General features: G+C 34.5%; 17 protein-coding genes and 1 pseudogene. 14 read left to right on the top strand and 4 right to left on the bottom strand.

Going from position 1 to position 17124, the window contains the following annotated elements; all coding sequences use genetic code 11:
• The first annotated feature begins 11 nt into the window (after window positions 1-11).
• The 5 genes and pseudogenes from I583_RS10250 (at window position 12) to I583_RS10225 (ending at window position 6351) form a co-directional block, all read left to right on the top strand.
• On the top strand, window positions 12-857 hold the full coding sequence (locus I583_RS10250) for an alpha/beta hydrolase (protein ID WP_010760551.1): 846 nt from the start codon (window positions 12-14) through the stop codon (window positions 855-857).
• Between the two features lie 365 nt (window positions 858-1222).
• On the top strand, window positions 1223-1786 hold the full coding sequence (gene ahpC / locus I583_RS10245; RefSeq protein WP_010760552.1) for an alkyl hydroperoxide reductase subunit C: 564 nt from the start codon (window positions 1223-1225) through the stop codon (window positions 1784-1786).
• A 95-nt stretch (window positions 1787-1881) separates the two neighbouring features.
• On the top strand, window positions 1882-3570 hold the full coding sequence (locus I583_RS10240; RefSeq protein ID WP_010760553.1) for an FAD-dependent oxidoreductase: 1689 nt from the start codon (window positions 1882-1884) through the stop codon (window positions 3568-3570).
• A gap of 214 nt (window positions 3571-3784) precedes the next feature.
• Window positions 3785-4810 (top strand): acyltransferase family protein, encoded by a 1026-nt coding sequence (locus I583_RS10235; protein WP_010760554.1) that lies wholly within the window; start codon window positions 3785-3787, stop codon window positions 4808-4810.
• A 190-nt stretch (window positions 4811-5000) separates the two neighbouring features.
• Window positions 5001-6351: pseudogene (locus I583_RS10225) on the top strand (ISL3 family transposase).
• A gap of 13 nt (window positions 6352-6364) precedes the next feature.
• On the opposite strand, the gene I583_RS10220 reads toward I583_RS10225, so the two are convergent.
• Both I583_RS10220 and I583_RS10215 read right to left on the bottom strand, forming a co-directional pair.
• On the bottom strand, window positions 6365-6898 hold the full coding sequence (locus I583_RS10220) for a 3'-5' exonuclease (protein ID WP_010760557.1): 534 nt from the start codon (window positions 6896-6898) through the stop codon (window positions 6365-6367).
• 126 nt (window positions 6899-7024) lie between these two features.
• Window positions 7025-7783: an exodeoxyribonuclease III gene (locus I583_RS10215; protein ID WP_010760558.1), complete on the bottom strand. Its 759-nt coding sequence runs from the start codon at window positions 7781-7783 to the stop codon at window positions 7025-7027.
• A 222-nt stretch (window positions 7784-8005) separates the two neighbouring features.
• On the opposite strand from I583_RS10215, the gene I583_RS10210 reads away from it, so the two are divergent.
• The 3 genes from I583_RS10210 (at window position 8006) to murB (ending at window position 11165) form a co-directional block, all read left to right on the top strand.
• The gene (locus tag I583_RS10210) at window positions 8006-9241 is read left to right on the top strand and encodes a chloride channel protein (protein ID WP_034683306.1); all 1236 of its coding nucleotides are present in this window, start codon (window positions 8006-8008) and stop codon (window positions 9239-9241) included.
• 35 nt (window positions 9242-9276) lie between these two features.
• Window positions 9277-10191 (top strand): Gfo/Idh/MocA family protein, encoded by a 915-nt coding sequence (locus I583_RS10205; protein ID WP_010760560.1) that lies wholly within the window; start codon window positions 9277-9279, stop codon window positions 10189-10191.
• A gap of 71 nt (window positions 10192-10262) precedes the next feature.
• Window positions 10263-11165: a UDP-N-acetylmuramate dehydrogenase gene (gene murB, locus I583_RS10200; protein WP_010760561.1), complete on the top strand. Its 903-nt coding sequence runs from the start codon at window positions 10263-10265 to the stop codon at window positions 11163-11165.
• 51 nt (window positions 11166-11216) lie between these two features.
• Here the strand turns inward: murB and I583_RS10195 are convergent, their stop codons facing one another.
• Window positions 11217-12074, bottom strand: coding sequence for a PhzF family phenazine biosynthesis protein (locus I583_RS10195; protein WP_010760562.1), 858 nt, complete (start codon window positions 12072-12074; stop codon window positions 11217-11219).
• Window positions 12075-12195: 121 nt separating this feature from the next.
• Window positions 12196-12840 carry a cyclic di-AMP binding protein CbpA gene (gene cbpA, locus I583_RS10190; RefSeq protein WP_010760563.1) on the bottom strand — a complete coding sequence of 215 codons (645 nt, stop codon included), beginning with the start codon at window positions 12838-12840 and terminating at the stop codon, window positions 12196-12198.
• 148 nt (window positions 12841-12988) lie between these two features.
• Here cbpA and rpmG point away from each other — a divergent pair, with 148 nt between their 5' ends.
• From rpmG to rihC, 6 genes are all read left to right on the top strand, one after another.
• Window positions 12989-13141 carry a 50S ribosomal protein L33 gene (rpmG, locus tag I583_RS10185; RefSeq protein ID WP_010760564.1) on the top strand — a complete coding sequence of 51 codons (153 nt, stop codon included), beginning with the start codon at window positions 12989-12991 and terminating at the stop codon, window positions 13139-13141.
• Between the two features lie 17 nt (window positions 13142-13158).
• Window positions 13159-13329, top strand: a complete 171-nt coding sequence (secE, locus tag I583_RS10180) for a preprotein translocase subunit SecE (RefSeq protein WP_010760565.1) — start codon at window positions 13159-13161, stop codon at window positions 13327-13329.
• 171 nt (window positions 13330-13500) lie between these two features.
• A complete protein-coding gene (gene nusG / locus I583_RS10175; protein ID WP_010760566.1) occupies window positions 13501-14046 on the top strand; it encodes a transcription termination/antitermination protein NusG in 546 nt (181 codons plus the stop codon).
• Between the two features lie 87 nt (window positions 14047-14133).
• On the top strand, window positions 14134-15000 hold the full coding sequence (locus I583_RS10170) for an alpha/beta fold hydrolase (protein WP_010760567.1): 867 nt from the start codon (window positions 14134-14136) through the stop codon (window positions 14998-15000).
• Window positions 15001-15036: 36 nt separating this feature from the next.
• Window positions 15037-16053 (top strand): LacI family DNA-binding transcriptional regulator, encoded by a 1017-nt coding sequence (locus I583_RS10165; protein WP_010760568.1) that lies wholly within the window; start codon window positions 15037-15039, stop codon window positions 16051-16053.
• Window positions 16054-16197: 144 nt separating this feature from the next.
• Window positions 16198-17118 (top strand): ribonucleoside hydrolase RihC, encoded by a 921-nt coding sequence (gene rihC, locus I583_RS10160; RefSeq protein ID WP_010760569.1) that lies wholly within the window; start codon window positions 16198-16200, stop codon window positions 17116-17118.
• The last annotated feature ends 6 nt before the right edge of the window (window positions 17119-17124 follow it).

The following is a 17124-nucleotide window of genomic DNA, read 5'->3' as shown; positions in this document are numbered from 1 at the left end:
AGGGAAACGTCATGAATAATACTAAAAACATAAAAAGAAAGGTTCCAAAAATACTTTTGATTGTAGGTGTTGTTCTAATGCTCTTTCTTTTACTTCAAAAAGGCATAACTGCATTTGCCGAAAAATTTACGCCAACGAGTGAACCTGTGGCAATTCAAATCCCAACGATTTTTGTTCCAGGGACTAATGGAACCGTAAATCGATTCAATGGCTTAATCAAAACATTAGATCTAAAAGCGGATGTGCTAAAAGTTACTGTGGCAACGGATGGAACTGTTTCATCTAAGGGGAAACTAACGAGTTCAACAAAACACCCTATGATAGTGATTGCTTTTGAAGACAGTAGTAACAAAACATTATCTGTTCAAGGTAAATGGTATCAATTAGCATTGCGTTATATACAAGAAAAGTATTCATTTGAAACATACAATTATCTGGGACATTCCAATGGCGGATTAGTGATCACTTCTTATCTGGAAGAATTTCAGCAATCTGACGATCCTAAATTAGCCAAACTGATAACACTTGGGACACCATATAATGATACGTTAAAAAAATATAATGACGCTGTGACCTCCTTTACACAACTAAAAGAAACTAGTGATCTGCTAAAAGGCTATTTAACGAATTTAGAAAACATCCCTGATACGATCAAGATGTTAAATATTGCTGGAGAAGTTAATGATACTGCATCTGACAATACCGTTCCTGTACAAAGCGTTTTTTCAGGAAGGTATATTTTTCAGGATCAGGTAGCCGAGTATCAAGAAATATTGATTAAAGGAGAAAATACCAGTCACAGTGAGTTAGTTGAAAATCAGAGAGTCGTTCAATTAGTGAAAGATTTTTTTTGGTAGAATAAAGTGAAGATGAAATAGGATAGAGGTGCTTGCCTTTGTTCTATTTTTATTTTATTGTGTAAATATGATCAGACAAACAATAAACGTTGTTTTTTCATCTTATTGAGAATGAAAGAGCTATTTTCTCAAAGAAAAGACGAAAATAGCAAAAATAAAATAACTAAACTGTAATAATTCTATTGACATAATAATTTTAAATTGATACGCTAAGAGTGTAGAAAAATACCTAGCTTCACGGGCTAGTTTCATGGAAAAAAGCTAAAATATGATTGAGAATAGAAAGCATCACATTCATATTTTCCTGTTTTCAATTGTGACTAAATCAACCCGTTACGCTTTTAAATTTTAGGAGGAATATGTATATGAATTTAATCAACACAAAACTATTAGACTTTGAATGTGACGCTTACCAAGATGGAGATTTTATCAAAGTATCAACAGCAGATGTATTAGGTAAATGGAGTATTTTCTTCTTCTATCCAGCAGACTTTTCATTTGTTTGTCCAACGGAATTAGGGGACATGCAAGATCATTATGATCACTTAAAAGAGTTGAATTGTGAAGTATATTCAGTATCAGAAGATAGCCACTTTGTTCATAAAGCATGGGCTGATGCGACAGATACGATCGGTAAAATCAAATACCCAATGTTAGCTGACCCAAATGGTAAAATTGCTCGTTTCTTCGGTGTTTTAAACGAAGATCTAGGTCAAGCTTACCGTGGTACATTTATCGTTAGCCCAGAAGGCGAAATCAAATCATACGAAATCAATGATATGGGTATTGGCCGTAATGCGGATGAGCTAGTTCGTAAATTAGAAGCATCTCAATTTGTAGCAAAACATGGCGATAAAGTTTGTCCAGCAAATTGGAAACCAGGCGAAGAAACAATCGCACCAAGTTTAGACTTAGTTGGTAAAATCTAAACGATCAAATAGATGACCTTAAGACTTCCTTTCTAGGAAGTCTTTCTTAAAATTTATAGAGCAAAATAATGAAATCGACATAAAGGAGAACATACATGAGTCAAGAAATTTATGATTTAATCGTAATCGGCGGCGGATCGGCTGCTTTATCAGCAGGGATTTATGCAGGTCGTGCGATGTTAGATACATTGATCATTGAAAAAGACAAGATTGGCGGACAAGTAACGACAACATCTGAAATCGTGAATTACCCAGCGATTAGAGCAACAACTGGTCCTGAGTTGATGGAAGACATGCGTTTACAAGCCCTTGATTTTGGTGTTGAATTTACAACAGATGAAATCATCGATGTTGATCTAAGCCAAACAGTTAAAACAGTCAAGTCCGCGACTAAAACCTATCAAGCGTATGCTGTAATTATCGCAACAGGCGCTTCAGCACGTAAAATTGGTTTCCCAGGTGAAGTTGAATTTACAGGACGCGGTATTGCCTATTGTTCAACATGTGATGGTGAATTTTTCCAAGGATTAGATATTTTTGTACTTGGTGGCGGATATGCAGCAGCGGAAGAAGCAGTCTATTTAACTCGTTATGGTAAATCAGTCACAATGATCATTCGTGAGCCTGATTTTACTTGTGCGAAATTAACAGCAGAAGCAGCTAAACAACATCCAGATATCAAAATTATTTACAATACAGAAGTCAAAGAAATTACTGGAGATGACTTTGTTCGTAAAGCTGTTTTTGTTAATAATGAAACTGGTGAAGAAACAACATATGAAGCACCAGCAGACAGCACGTTTGGTATGTTTGTTTTTGCAGGGAACAAACCAAGTACAGAGATTTTTGAAGGGAAAGTCGAATTAGACCGCGGCTATGTACCGACAAATGAAAATATGGAAACCAATGTACCAGGTGTTTATGCAGCTGGAGATTTACGTATCAAAGAATTACGTCAAATCGTTACCGCTGTTGCAGATGGCGCAATCGCTGCAACAAATGCACAAAAATATATCACAGAAGAAAAAACAAAAGCTGGTTTGCCAATTGTCAATGAACGCATGGAAAAACGTTTAGCGAAGCAACATGCTGAAAATAAAGAAACTCAACCAAAAGCAGAGAAGAAACCTACTAAGGCGACAAGTGTTAATAATACATGGTTCCCTGATGCAATGAGAGAACAATTGGGTGGTATTTTTGGTAAATTAACGAAAAATGTAACTTTATTACAAGTGATGGATAGCAGCGAAGATAAATCACTTGAATTGAATTCTTTCCTAACAGAATTTGCCTCATTAAGCGACAAAATCTTGCTGGAAACTGTTCAAAAAGGTGCTGATTCTGATATAGAAGCGAAATATGGTATTGATAAATTACCAAGTGTTGTTATTTTAAATGATCAAGGTGAATATACCGGAATCAAATTTAGTGGTATTCCAAGCGGGCATGAAGTGAACTCAATTGTTTTAGCTGTCTATAATGTAGGAAGTGCTGGACAGCCAATAGAAGAGCCTGTGGTCAATAAAATCAAAGAATTACCTAAAAAGAAAGTACAGATTTTTGTTTCATTGACTTGTCATTACTGCCCAGATGTTGTAGCAGCTTGTCAGAGAATTGCTTCGATCAATCACAATGTTGAAGCGGAAATGATCGATATCGGTGTTTTCCCAGAGTTGAAAACAGAAAAGAAAATCATGAGTGTCCCTGCGATGATCATTGATGATAAAGACATTATTTTTGGTTCTAAAAACATGGACGAAATCATTGAGATTTTAGAAAAATAGAGTAAAGACATCTGTATTGAAAATTAATTCAGATGTCTTTTTTGGTTATTTATTTTTATTAAGTCAAACTGATTATTGAAAGCTGAGTCAAGAATTTTAAAATGCTAACTTGATAGTTAATTTTCGCTAAAGTACTTTAATTACTTATAAAATCTAGTATAATAGGTTAAAGAAGATACAAAATTTAAAAATAGGTAAGTAAGGTATATAATACATGAATGTTAGAAAATCAAATTTTGAGTTTTTTCGGATATTAAGCGCCTTTGTTATTGTAATGCACCATTATGTTGTTCATTCCGAATGGGATTTTGGAGAAACTTTACGTATGAAGCCAATTTTTCTCGATATTATTGGATCGGCTGGGAAATTTGGTGTAAATTGTTTTTTATTGATTAGTGGATATTTTTTAGTGGATAAGGTATTTAAGCCAAAAAAATTATTACAGTTGTGGTTACAAGTCTTTTTTTACTCAATTGCCATCTTCTTCATTTTTGCATTTTTTGGAAAAGACCATTCTATATTGAACGTTAAAAATAGCATCGTAGCAAGTTTGCCAATTGTGTTTCAGCAATATTGGTTTATTAGTTCTTATGTGCTATTATACTGCTTGGCGCCGTTCTTAAATATTTTGGTGGAAAATATGAACAGAAAGCAACATGCAATCCTTTTAATAGTTTTTTTTGTGTTTCTATCAATTAAACCAGTTATATCGTTGTTAGTAGCTAATTACGGTGAGGTCGAAAGTGGTATGTGGTTTTTGTTTATTTATTTTATTGCTGCCTATATAAAGGTATACCCTGAGTCATTTGCTAAAAGCGCTAAAAGTTATTTTATAAAAAGTGCTGTTGTTTTTATGATTATAGCTTTTTTAATTGCATTACTTGCTTTTTACAATCACCAAAATGAAAATGCACTTTCTAAAAGTTTAATGATGGACATTGAAAGTCCTCTATATCTTCTTTTGTCAATCTTGCTTTTTTGTGGTGTTAAAAATTGGAATATCGGTTCTATACCTTTTGTAAATTTATTGGGTTCCGCAACATTAGGTGTTTATCTAATTCATGATAATAATTATATTCGCCATTTTCTATGGAAAGAGTTGACGGCATTTAAAGCATCATATTATGGGGTAAATTTAGTTGTGACTTCTATTGTAATTATTATTTTAGTTTATATAGTCTGCTCGCTAATCGATATTTTGAGACAACAGCTATTTGCTTTATTGCGCATTGGAGCATAAGAAAATAAATTAGTATGTATTAGATGAATAGAAAAAATATGAAGATATCTAATCGAATATAATAAGACCTCGAAAAATCTGATGTTGGTGAGAAATCACCAGCATCTTTTTTAGTGCAAAATAATAGAAAAGACAACCTGATATCCTTTAGAATTAAGTCGAAGAAAACTAATCAAATGGGGAAATCAAGATGTCCTATACAAAACTTAGCAAAGAAACCTTAGATATTCTAGACTTAAACATCATTTTTAATGAAAATTTCTTAAAAAAGGAACGAATCAAAGGAAGAATCTGTCAGGTCTTATCAGGTACGCTCGATTATTCAGCTCACACTTGTCCTCATTGCGAATCGGAATATCAAGCGGCTATTATTGTTGGGGCTTTACCCTTTATCTAATTTTATTGAATGATGTTTCTGAATATCAAACATATTTACGCTTGAAGAAAAGCCGTTTCTTCTGTCACTCCTGCAATCGATCGTTCGTTGCTAAGACGAGTCTTGTTGAGAAAATAGTGTTCGATTTTAACTAAAGTGAAGCTATCAATTGCCGATCGGCTCAGAAATGTCACCTCTATGAGTGAAATTGCGCGTCAAAAGAAGGTCTCTGTTTCCTCTGTGTATCGTGTCTTGAAACGATTTTATGAACCAAAAAAATTAATCGACTCACATTACCTGAAGACCTCTGCTTCGATGAATTTAAATCAGTTAGGCAAGTCGAGGCTTCTATGAGTTTCATCATGATGGACGGTCAAACAAAGCAGTTAAGTGATGTCGTTGAAAACCGGCAACTACCTTTTCTAGAGCGTTACTTTTCAAGATTTCCTTTGTCTGTTCGTAAAATGGTAAAGTATATTGTTTGTGATATGTATGCACCTTATTTTTCTCTCATCAAAAAGTTATTTCCGACGACACAGATTATTCTTGATCGTCTTCATATTGTCCAACTCATCGGTCGAACCTTTTTAAAACACCGTATTCAGAGAATGGATACGTTTCTTCATCAGGGAAATACAGAAGCAAAAAAATATCGACACTTGAAGAAATACTGGAAACTTCTTCAAAAAAATCAATTGAAGCTTGATTTTGAAAAACGCCTTTGGCACCTATTTAACTGAAACAGAAGTCGTTGATCGATTACTTACGTATGATAACGAGTTGAAAAGTGGCTAGACCTATTATCAGGACTTTCTTTATGCCGTACAAACAAGAAATTTTGCTCGGTTTTATGCACTATTAGACCGAAAATTTCCACCATCTTCCTACCTGCTATCAAACGACTATTTCTACTTTTAAGAAGTATCAAAATGAAATTAAAAATGTGCTAGAATTGCCTTATTCCAATGGGCCATTAGAATGTTTAAATAATCATATTAAAGTGTTAAAGAGAAATGCTTACGGGTTTCGTAACTTTTACAATTTCAAATTGAGAATTTCTTTGTGTTTTGGCACCATTCTTTTTCAAGAAAAAAAACTAGAGGACAGTTCCTCTAGGAATCATACTAATCGATTTAATTTTTTTGATTTTCTTCACCAACATTAGTTGACAAAGAGCCCTATTTTATCGTGACAAGTTTTTTCAAAGGCTCCACACCAAAATGCTTCTCTTGATACAACAAAATTTCGGCACAGGCTCGGCTATCCTCCAACGCATCGTGGTGATTATTCAATTGAATATCTAGATTCTCACAAATCGTATTTAACTTGTGATTTGGTAATTCTGGAAATAACTTACGACTAGTTTTCACTGTGCACAATGAAAGATAATTCGGTTGGTCAATACCATAATAATCTAAACAACCAGCTAAAACTCCACAATCAAACGGGGCATTATGAGCGACCACTAAACTATTCGGTTTAAAGCAATTTTGGATTTGATTCCAAACGTCAGGAAACTTCGGTGCATCCGCAACATCTTCCGGTTTGATACCATGGATTTGGATATTTTTCCAGAAAAAATCTGTTTCTGGTTTAATCAAGGAATAGTATTCATCAACGATTTTATTATTTTCTACTTTTACTAGTGCGACAGAACAGGCACTATGCTTAGCATAACTAGCTGTTTCAAAGTCTATGGAATAAAAATTCATGTTCATTATCCCTTTCGGTTCAAAATTAATTCATACATGTAGTATAACAAAATGAGTGACGCAAAGTAAGTCTAATTGAAAAATATTAACAGAAACTAAATAAAAAACGAGAGAAAGACTCTCTCGTTAAGCAATTGTTAAATCAACTTCAACTGGACAATGATCGCTACCAGTAATTTCAGTGTGGATCTTCGCACTAGTCAAAGCTTCTTTCAATCCATCAGAAACGACAAAGTAATCGATTCTCCATCCAGCATTATTTTTCCGAGCATTAAAGCGATAACTCCACCAAGAATAAACGCCTTCTTGGTCAGGATAGAAATAACGGTAAGTATCAATAAAGCCACTATCCAATAATTCTGTAAACTTCTCACGTTCTTCTGGTGTAAAACCAGCATTTTTTTGATTGGTTTTCCAGTTTTTCAAATCAATATTTTGATGGGCTACATTCAAGTCACCACATAAAATCACTGGTTTTTCTTTACTCAATTCATTTAAATACGAACGAAAAGCATCTTCCCAAGTCATACGATAGTCTAAACGTTTCAATTCATTTTGTGAATTGGGTGTATAACAAGTGACCATAAAGAAGTTAGCATATTCTAATGTAATCAAGCGACCTTCTTGATCATGTTCTTCAAGATCCATGCCGTATCGAACGCTTAGCGCTTCTTCTTTAGCAAAAATCGCAGTACCAGAGTAGCCTTTTTTCTCAGCGTAATTCCAGTATTGATGGTACCCAGGTAGCTCTAAATCGATTTGACCTTCTTGCAATTTTGTTTCCTGTAAGCAGAAAAAATCTGCATCTAATTCGTTAAAAACATCCATAAAATTCTTTTTAACAACAGCACGTAAGCCGTTGACATTCCATGAAATACATTTCACCTTGAGAACCTCCTTCAAATTTGGCAATAGCTATTGATTCTTGCAAGCAAGACTTTAGAATAGTTTAACATATATAATCTAGATTTTGGTATTCTTTGTCAGCATACTGATTCAAAACAATGAGTAGCATTTTTGTATTCAGGTAATTAGAATTGTGATAGAGTTATAGAGAAAGATGTGAAAAAGTATTTTAATTTTTCTGACCTGAAAGGATCTATCAAATTGAACGCAAAAGAGATTGGTTTATTGATTTATGGGATTGTACTAAGTAGTATTATTAGTGTTATATCCTTTATCTTTCTAAGATTAGAAGGAATAGGATCTGAATTGCTTTGGAATTTAGTTTCACCTGACAATCGTTTCCGAGTGTTATATATACTGGGGATTACTGTAATAGGTGGTATTCTACTAGGTTTTTATCGAAAGAGATGGGGAAATTTACCTCATACAGTTCATGATTCAGTGACAGAATTAAAGCAAACGAAAACACTAAATTACAGTAGTGTTTTCCGTAGCTTATGGATTGCGCTTATTGTATTGATTTTTGGTGCAGGTGTGGGACCAGAAGCGGGATTATTAAGTGCAGTTATTTATTTTTCAGTCTGGCAAGCAGATAAGCTGCGTTATTATTACTTTAATTACAGCGAGTTGAAAGGCCTGTCTGTGCAAAAACGAGTAGCACATTTGTTAAATCCTCAAAAATATTTATTGACCTATGATGAAAAAAGGGCTGTAAAAGAGCGACAAAAATCGAAAAAAAAGTTTTTTTATCTATTATTTATTATCAATGGTTTAGCCACTTTTTTTCTCTTGATGAAAATGACAGGACAACCTTCTTTTGTTTCAAAAATGGGCGAATCTAATTGGATATGGAGAGAGTTGTGGCTAGGATTGCCATTGATTATGTTTGGTGTATTATTTGGAAAAGGTTATCATCTCATTACTAATTTTTTAAAGAAACGTTTAGATTTTTGGCAAGAGTTCCCAATTCGTAAAGCATTGATAGGGTCTGTAGCAATTTTTTTAATAGGCATTTTTCTACCTAATTTACTTTTTTCAGGACAACTATCATTATCACTTGCGCCATTTGTTGGAAGTCACGCCTCGTTTTTAGTATTGACAATGATTGCATTGCTTAAGTTATTGTTCTTACAAATATGTCTTAATACAGGTTGGATTGGTGGGGATATTTTCCCGATTGTATTTTCTGCGATCATTCAAGGGTTTGCTGTATCGCAATTATTTCCTCAAACAGATCGCTTATTGATTGTTGCTATCGTAAGTACGAGCATCGCTATAGCAATCATAAAAGCACCGTTTCCAGTTGGACTGTTTATGATATTGTTTTTCCCACTGAATCTAAGCCCAATCATTTTAGCGGTAGCAACTATATTATTTGTAGCCAAAAAGATAATTGCTGACTTAACTAAAAAGAAAACAGTTGATCAAACATTCTAATAAAAAAATAATGTGTTGAACTAGGAGGATTTTTCATGAAAATAGGAATTATTGGCTTAGGAAATATCGCGCAAAAAGCGTATCTACCCGTGTACTCTCAACTAAGAGACCAAGCAACTTTTATATTATCCACCAGAAATGAAGAAACCCGTAAAGAAATCAGTGAAAAATACGACTTCAACGAGATGGTTGCTTCAACAGAAGAGTTGATTGAAGCTAAAGTGTCAGCCTGTTTCGTCCATGCGGCAACCAAAGTTCATGGTCAACTAGTAAAACAACTACTAGAAGCTGGTATTCACGTTTTCGTTGACAAACCATTAAGTGAAAATTTAGCAGAAGTCAAAGAAATCCAAACTCTAGCAGCAGAAAAAAATCTTCTTTTAATGGTAGGCTTTAATCGTCGTTTTGCGCCATTGGTCGAGGAATTAAAAGCAGTTGAAAATAAAAATATGCTGCTGATCCAAAAAAATCGAATAGCGTCAGAATCCACAGCTAATTTTGTGATTTATGATTTATTTTTACATGTAGCTGATATACTTGTTTATCTACTTGATGATGAGATTCGACATGTCCAAACTAAAATCATCGAGGAAAATAATCTATTAAAAAGAGCCATACTCCATGTAGAAACAGCAACCACAACAGCAATTGCTTCAATGAATCTTTATGCTGGGGCAAATACTGAAACCTACCAACTGACAAGTCCAGAAGGAACGTTAATATTAGAAAACTTGACAGATTTAACAATCAAAAATCAACTAGGGACGCAACAAAAAAACTTTGGTGATTGGGCAACAACACTAGAAAAACGCGGTTTCCAGCAAATGGTGGAGGAATTTATCAAAGCGGTTCAAACAAATGAGGGATCGCGGTTAAAACAAGAAAAAGTCTTCACTAGTCATGAGCTATGTGCCCAAATGATACGCAAGCATCAAGAACATATTTTATAGAGTCAGACTAGAAAGTTTGTCTTTGACATGCTAGAATAAGTAGGATGTTTGAAAGAAAGGAACGACTTTCGATGAATAAAATTGAAATGATGAATGAATTAACAGATATAACCTTACTATTTGATGAACCTTTGATGAATTTTACCTTTACTAAAACTGGTGGGCCTGTAGATGTCTTAGCTTTTCCAAAAACAAAAATGGAAATAATTGCTCTGGTCGAATACTGCAGAAGTCATGAAATCCCTTGGCTTGTTTTAGGCAATGCTAGCAACTTGATTGTTCGAGATGGCGGTATTCGTGGAATGGTAATCATGTTGGAGCATATGAAACAAATCTCTGTTTCTAAAAATCAAATTGTTGTTGAGGCAGGAGCAAAATTGATTGATACAACCTACGTTGCTTTAGAGCATGATTTGACTGGTTTTGAATTTGCTTGCGGTATTCCAGGTAGTATAGGCGGAGCTGTTTATATGAATGCAGGTGCTTATGGCGGAGAAATCAAAGATGTTTTCGCAAGTGTTGATGTTTTATTGGAAGACGGAACGATCAAAACATTTACAAATGAAGAAATGGCATTTTCTTATCGTCACAGTGCGATTCAAGACATGCATTGTATTGTGTTAGAAGCGATTTTTTCTTTAGAAGAAGGAGAAAATAGCGTAATCAAGAGTCAGATGGCTGAATTGACTGAGCTTAGAGAGTCGAAACAACCATTAGAATATCCATCTTGTGGTAGCGTCTTTAAACGACCAGAAGGACATTTCACTGGGAAATTGATTCAAGACGCTGGATTGCAAGGTCTGAAATGGGGCGGCGCTCAAATTTCAGAAAAACATGCTGGCTTTATCGTGAATATCGATCATGCGACAGCGACAGATTATGTCGAATTGATTGCCCATATCCAACAAGTGATCAAAGAAAAATTTGATGTTGTATTGGAGACAGAAGTACGTATTATTGGTGAAGAACGTTAAAAAAGAAGCCTTTCTATTGGAAGGCTTCTTTTTACGTCTAGGTTTCTTTGTCTATTCACGATCTTCTATATTTAAACACTTCGTTTCACAATAATACCCTTTGCCACCAACATAAACTTTTTCTATTTCATTTTTGTTATTGGTTACTAATTTAACTAATATTTCAGAAGGCGAGTATAAGGAGTAACCTTGTTCAAATACATAGACATCTTTTTGCAATGAGTGCTGTTCATAAAGGTAGCAAGCTAACGCGCCGTTTGAAGTCCCAGTTGCTGCTTCTTCATTGATCTCGTATAGTGGAGCAAAATTTCTGCATATTATTCGATCGTCATTAAATGTATATAGATGCATCCCGACAACATTATAATACTTGCTGATTTCTTTAATTTTATCAAAATTAGGTTCCAGAGCATGTAATTGTGTTTCACTTTTTATGGGGACTAAAATATCTTTTAGACCTGTTGAGACAATTTGAATTGGAGACTTGCTGTCTATAGATTTACTAGCAAAACAATCGATGAACTCAGTTGGTGATATAGCATCATAGAATATCGGTTTGTTTTGCTCCATGAATATAGTGTCATCTTTTATGGTAATCGCAAGAACACCGCTGTTTGTTTCAATCGTATAACAATTTTTGAAAAGTTTATTTAAATGCATCAGTATTGAAAAAGAGCCAATTGTAGCATGACCACATAAATCAACTTCTTCTTTTGGTGTAAAATACTCGAATTTATAATCAGCAATGTCAGATTCTGATATAAATGCAGTTTCGGCATAGCCTAGTTGCTTGGCGATTGACATTTTTTGAGTAGTGGTCAATGTATCTTCAAATAATACGACTCCTGCTTTATTTCCGCCTGTATGATCCTTACTAAATGCACTTGCAACATAAACAGATAATTTCATAAGAGACCTACCTTTCTCATGTAAAGTAAATTGCAGCATAGAAAGTACTGAGTATAAATAAATTTTCTACAGTAAAGATAAAAAAAGCCTTCCAACTGAAAGGCTTCTTTTCTTTAGCATTTTATTCAGCATTTGCTTGTAAATCTTCGATCTCAACTACTTTAAGATTTTTACGCTCTAAATTCTCAACGATAACTGCACAAGTTTCTTCTGTTGTTTCAGCAGGTAAAGTAATCAAAGTACGGCGGATAAATTCATCTTCACCGATATCCAATGTAATACAGCTGGCAATGCTGCTGTGTTTCGCAATGATCTTCGTCATAGCAGCTAAATCTCCTTGTTTACCTGTCGTAGCAATTGTCAAAACATAACTACCTCTTTGAATATTCCAAGATTGAGCAAGGATATTCAATAACGTGCTATGTGTTAAAATACCATAAAAATAGTTATTCTCATCCAACACAGCAATGTAAGGTAATTCTTTGATCGTAAAGAAAACCTTGAAAAATGAAGTGTTCAAAAAAATAAATTTTGTCGCATTTTTTAATAAATAAGTAACTGGTAAACTCATGTCTCCACCGTTAGCTTTATGGCGGTAGATGTGCATTTTATAGATATTTCCTCTAAAGATCTTTTCCGATTCATCTAAGATCGGTACACAACGATACCCTGAATCTTCAAGGATTGTCAAAGCCTCTTCCAAAGTACAAGATTCATTGACTGTTGTAAGATTTTTCTTTTTGATAACAACGGATTTTAATAACATGTCTTGACCCCCCGTAGGTTAAATTCGTCTAACAAGCTAATGATAACATAATTTGAAAGAAAACCATAGTTTATTGAGTATCCATTGACATTTTGGTGAAATAATGATAATGTTATTGAGTAAATTTGTGAATAGAGGAGGTTGAACAATGGCAACAAAAAAATCAGCACTTGCTTGTTCAGATTGTGGCTCCAGAAACTATTCTAAAGCCGTCAGTGAAGGAAAGCGTGGAGAACGGTTAGAAATCAAAAAATTCTGTAAATACTGTCAAAAATACACGTTACATAAAGAGACGAAATAGATTTAGGAGGAGTTCAAATGAAATTTTTACGTAGTGTAAAAGATGAGATGAAACAAGTTTCTTGGCCATCTAAAAAACAATTACGCAAAGACACATTGGTTGTTATCGAAACATCAATTCTTTTTGCAGCATTATTCTTTGTAATGGATACAGTGATCCAAACTGCTTTTGGCTGGATTCTTAAGTAATTCAAACTAGTATTTCATTATGAGAAGTGCTATAATAACACATGAGGAAAAACTTCGGGGAACTGAGGTTTTTTTATTTTCACATGAGAAAAAGAAAATGAGTGCAAGGCATTCTTGTTACTCTTAATGATTGTTTCACCAACTAATAAACCTAAAGGAGCCGAATCAGAAATGGAATCATTTGAAAAAAATTGGTATGTACTGCATACATACTCAGGTTATGAAAACAAAGTAAAAGCGAACATTGAATCACGTGCACAAAGCATGGGCATGGGAGATTTCATTTTCCGTGTCGTTGTTCCAGAAGAAACTGAAACAGAAGTAAAAAATGGTAAGTCAAAAGAAATCGTTCATAAAACTTTCCCTGGTTATGTGTTAGTGGAAATGACGATGACAGATGATTCTTGGTATGTAGTGCGTAATACACCAGGCGTTACTGGGTTTGTTGGATCACATGGTGCAGGAAGCAAACCAGCGCCGTTATTGCAAGAAGAAATCAATCACATCTTGCGTTCAATCGGTATGAGCACACGTCAATCTGATTTGGATGTTGCACTAGGCGATACTGTTCGTATTATTGAAGGTGCGTTTTCTGGTCTTGAAGGTGAAGTAACAGAAGTTGATGAAGAACGTCAAAAATTAAAAGTTAATATCGACATGTTCGGTCGTGAAACAAGTACAGAATTAGATTTTGAACAAGTAGATTCAATTCAATAAAGTTGGGAAACGAGAGAGTGGAGCAAAACTAACCGTAGTTTTGTCCTGCTCTCTTCTTACTATAGTGATGATTGAAAAGGTGAGAAAATGAAAAATAAGAAATATTATTTGCTGATAATGGTTTGTCTCTTGTTAATTTTTGCTGGTTGTACGAGTAAGAAATCATCCCAAAATGAAAATAAACAAATAAATAAAAATTCAGAAGCTACTGAAACGACTCAAAAATCATCGATTCCCACACTGTTTATCCACGGTTATAGTGGTGGTAATAATTCTTTCGGACGCATGATCAAAAGGATGGAGAAAAATGATCTTACTAAAAAAGAGCTCGTTTTGACTGTTAGTGTTGACGGAAAAGTTCAAGCAAAAGGGAAACTTACGGGCAAAGAAAACAACCCAAGTATCCAAGTTCTTTTTGAAGATAATAAAAACAATGAGTGGAATCAAGCTGAGTGGATCAAGAATTGTTTGATATATATTCGAGATAATTATGACGTGACGCAAGTTAATTTGGTAGGTCATTCAATGGGTGGAGCAAGCTCTTTACGCTATTTAACTACATTTGGTAATGATACAAACCTTCCCAAAATCAATAAATTTGTTGGTATCGCTGCACCCTTTAATAATTTTGTAGAATTATCTAATGGAGAGACAATCGATGATGTCATCAATAAAGGTCCTATCGTTCAAAGTGAACGCTATACTGACTATGTCAATGGAATCGAAAATGTGTCTAAAGACATGAAAGTCATGATTGTTGCAGGAGATGTAGAGGATGGTAGTTCAAGTGATGAAGCTGTTCCAGTTGCAGATGCACTAAGCGTTGTGTCATTGTTTAAAACACGTGGTAACGTAGTACAAGAAAAAATATTTTACGGAAAATCAGCACAACACAGCCAACTGCACGAAAATACAGAAGTAGATCAACTTGTTGCAAATTTTTTATGGAAATAAACGACTAAAACATGTGTATTGATAAAGGAGAAAGCCATGAAAATCAGAATGAAAGACATTGCAAAAATGGCCAACGTATCTGAAGCTGCGGTTTCTTTAGTATTAAATGATAAACCTTCTAGAATCTCTGAAAAAAAGAAGCAAGAAATAAAAACAATCGCAAAAGAATTGAATTATGTTCCAAATATTGCAGCGCAAAGCCTCGCCAAAAAAGCCTCACAAACTATTGGTGTCGTGATTCCAGATATTGAAAATCCGTTTTTTTCAAAGCTTTGCAAACAATTAGAAGAACGTTTTAGAGTATGGGGCTACTTAACCATCATCGTTAATTCAAATGATGATTTTACTGTAGAAAAAAATCTGATTCAAATGTTGTTGAATCGTGGTGTTGACGGATTGATCATTGCTTTATCAAATGAATCTTTTTCATTTAAAGAAGAACAAGAATTTTTCTTGAAAGAAATCGATGCACCGTTTGTTTTAGTTGATAGACAGGTTTCATTTGCAGGGGTTAATCAAGTCTATTTTGATAGCCAAGCTGGTGGCAAACTTTCAACAGAATATCTTTTGGAAAATGGCCATCGAAATATTGCTTTTATGACAGGTGATTTTAAAGTCCCAAGTACACTTGATCGAATCAATGGCTATAAACAAGCATTAGAAAGCTATGGTGTAAAGATAAGAGAAGACTACATCATTGAAACGGGTTATCGCTTTAACTACGGTATAGAAAAAGCAAAGGCACTTTTTGCGCTTACAGATGTAACGGCTGTACTCACATCCAATGATATGGTTGCTTTTGGTGTATTAAAACAAGCTTTGAGTAGTGGGAAGTCGATTCCAGAAGATCTTTCGATTATTGGGTATGACCGTTTAGAAATGGCAGATATTCTTGGGATTTCATTAGCTACAGTAGAGCAAAATATCTCATCTTTAACAGAACAGGCTGTTACATTATTGAAGAATATACTTACCAAGGAAAATCCAAAAACGGAATCGATTATTTTGAAACCCAACCTATTTAAAGGTGAAAGTGTTAAAAAAATAAAATAGTTATTGACTAACCAGAAATAAAACGCTATCATAATAAGCAGATAGATTAAGCGGTTAATCTGAAAAATACTTTTTTAATTATTGAAAAGGTATTTTTTTATACCATTTAGGTAATGCGCTTAACCTAAGAAGGAGGAAGCATTTATGGCAAAAAAGAAAAGACCTATCATCATTGACACAGACCCAGGAATTGACGACGCAGTAGCTTTATCGATCGCCCTTAATCACCCCGAATTAGACGTTAAGTTATTAACAACTGTTGCAGGAAATGTAAACGTAAACAAAACGACTGAGAATACGTTGAAACTAGTGTCATTTTTTGGTAAACAAGTACCTGTTGCTAAAGGTTGCGACACTCCTTTGCTGATCCAGCTTGAAGATTCAGCAGAGATTCATGGAGAAAGCGGTATGGATGGGTATGATTTTCCGGAAGCTACAACTAAAACACTTGATGTCCATGCTGTTGAAGCAATGAAAGACTGCATTCTTGAAAGCACAGATCCAATCACGTTAGTACCAATAGCAGCATTAACGAATATCGCATTACTTTTCAGTATGTATCCAGAAACAAAGCAAAATATTAAAGAAATCGTTATGATGGGCGGCTCTTTATCAAGGGGAAACACGAATACAAGTGCAGAATTTAACACGTATGTCGATCCACATGCTGCTCAAATCGTTTTTCAATCAGGTGTTCCAATCGTGATGGTTGGCTTAGATGTGACTAGTACAGCAGTATTGACTAAAAATGAAACAGAAAAAATCAAAGAATTCGGGAAAGTCGGGAATATGTTTTATTCATTATTTCAACATTATCGTGGGGGCAGTTTACAGACGGGCTTAAAAATGCATGATGTATGTGCCATCGCCTATTTAACTGACTCAGAATTATTCACAGTTCAAGAAACGTTTATTGAAATCGCTTTAGATGGTCCAGCAGCAGGTGCTACAGTTGCTGATCTAAAAATGAAATATCATGATACGACGAATGCGATTGTTTGTTTAGATATCGATGTTCCAGCATTCCAAAAATGGGTTGTCTCAAATTTAGAAAAAATAAATTAAAAAAGG

The organism is Enterococcus haemoperoxidus ATCC BAA-382 (assembly GCF_000407165.1).
Classification (GTDB): Bacteria; Bacillota; Bacilli; order Lactobacillales; family Enterococcaceae; genus Enterococcus_L; species Enterococcus_L haemoperoxidus.
This window is presented reverse-complemented; position numbering and strand designations above follow the sequence as displayed.

What these genes read in the sequence shown, in the direction of transcription:
- I583_RS10250 (WP_010760551.1), top strand. Translation starts at nt 12, where the DNA reads ATGAATAATACTAAAAACATAAAAAGAAAGGTTCCAAAAATACTTTTG.
- ahpC (WP_010760552.1), top strand. Translation starts at nt 1,223, where the DNA reads ATGAATTTAATCAACACAAAACTATTAGACTTTGAATGTGACGCTTAC.
- I583_RS10240 (WP_010760553.1), top strand. Translation starts at nt 1,882, where the DNA reads ATGAGTCAAGAAATTTATGATTTAATCGTAATCGGCGGCGGATCGGCT.
- I583_RS10235 (WP_010760554.1), top strand. Translation starts at nt 3,785, where the DNA reads ATGAATGTTAGAAAATCAAATTTTGAGTTTTTTCGGATATTAAGCGCC.
- I583_RS10220 (WP_010760557.1), bottom strand. Translation starts at nt 6,898, where the DNA reads ATGAATTTTTATTCCATAGACTTTGAAACAGCTAGTTATGCTAAGCAT.
- I583_RS10205 (WP_010760560.1), top strand. Translation starts at nt 9,277, where the DNA reads ATGAAAATAGGAATTATTGGCTTAGGAAATATCGCGCAAAAAGCGTAT.
- murB (WP_010760561.1), top strand. Translation starts at nt 10,263, where the DNA reads ATGAATAAAATTGAAATGATGAATGAATTAACAGATATAACCTTACTA.
- I583_RS10195 (WP_010760562.1), bottom strand. Translation starts at nt 12,074, where the DNA reads ATGAAATTATCTGTTTATGTTGCAAGTGCATTTAGTAAGGATCATACA.
- cbpA (WP_010760563.1), bottom strand. Translation starts at nt 12,840, where the DNA reads ATGTTATTAAAATCCGTTGTTATCAAAAAGAAAAATCTTACAACAGTC.
- rpmG (WP_010760564.1), top strand. Translation starts at nt 12,989, where the DNA reads ATGGCAACAAAAAAATCAGCACTTGCTTGTTCAGATTGTGGCTCCAGA.
- secE (WP_010760565.1), top strand. Translation starts at nt 13,159, where the DNA reads ATGAAATTTTTACGTAGTGTAAAAGATGAGATGAAACAAGTTTCTTGG.
- nusG (WP_010760566.1), top strand. Translation starts at nt 13,501, where the DNA reads ATGGAATCATTTGAAAAAAATTGGTATGTACTGCATACATACTCAGGT.
- I583_RS10170 (WP_010760567.1), top strand. Translation starts at nt 14,134, where the DNA reads ATGAAAAATAAGAAATATTATTTGCTGATAATGGTTTGTCTCTTGTTA.
- I583_RS10165 (WP_010760568.1), top strand. Translation starts at nt 15,037, where the DNA reads ATGAAAATCAGAATGAAAGACATTGCAAAAATGGCCAACGTATCTGAA.
- rihC (WP_010760569.1), top strand. Translation starts at nt 16,198, where the DNA reads ATGGCAAAAAAGAAAAGACCTATCATCATTGACACAGACCCAGGAATT.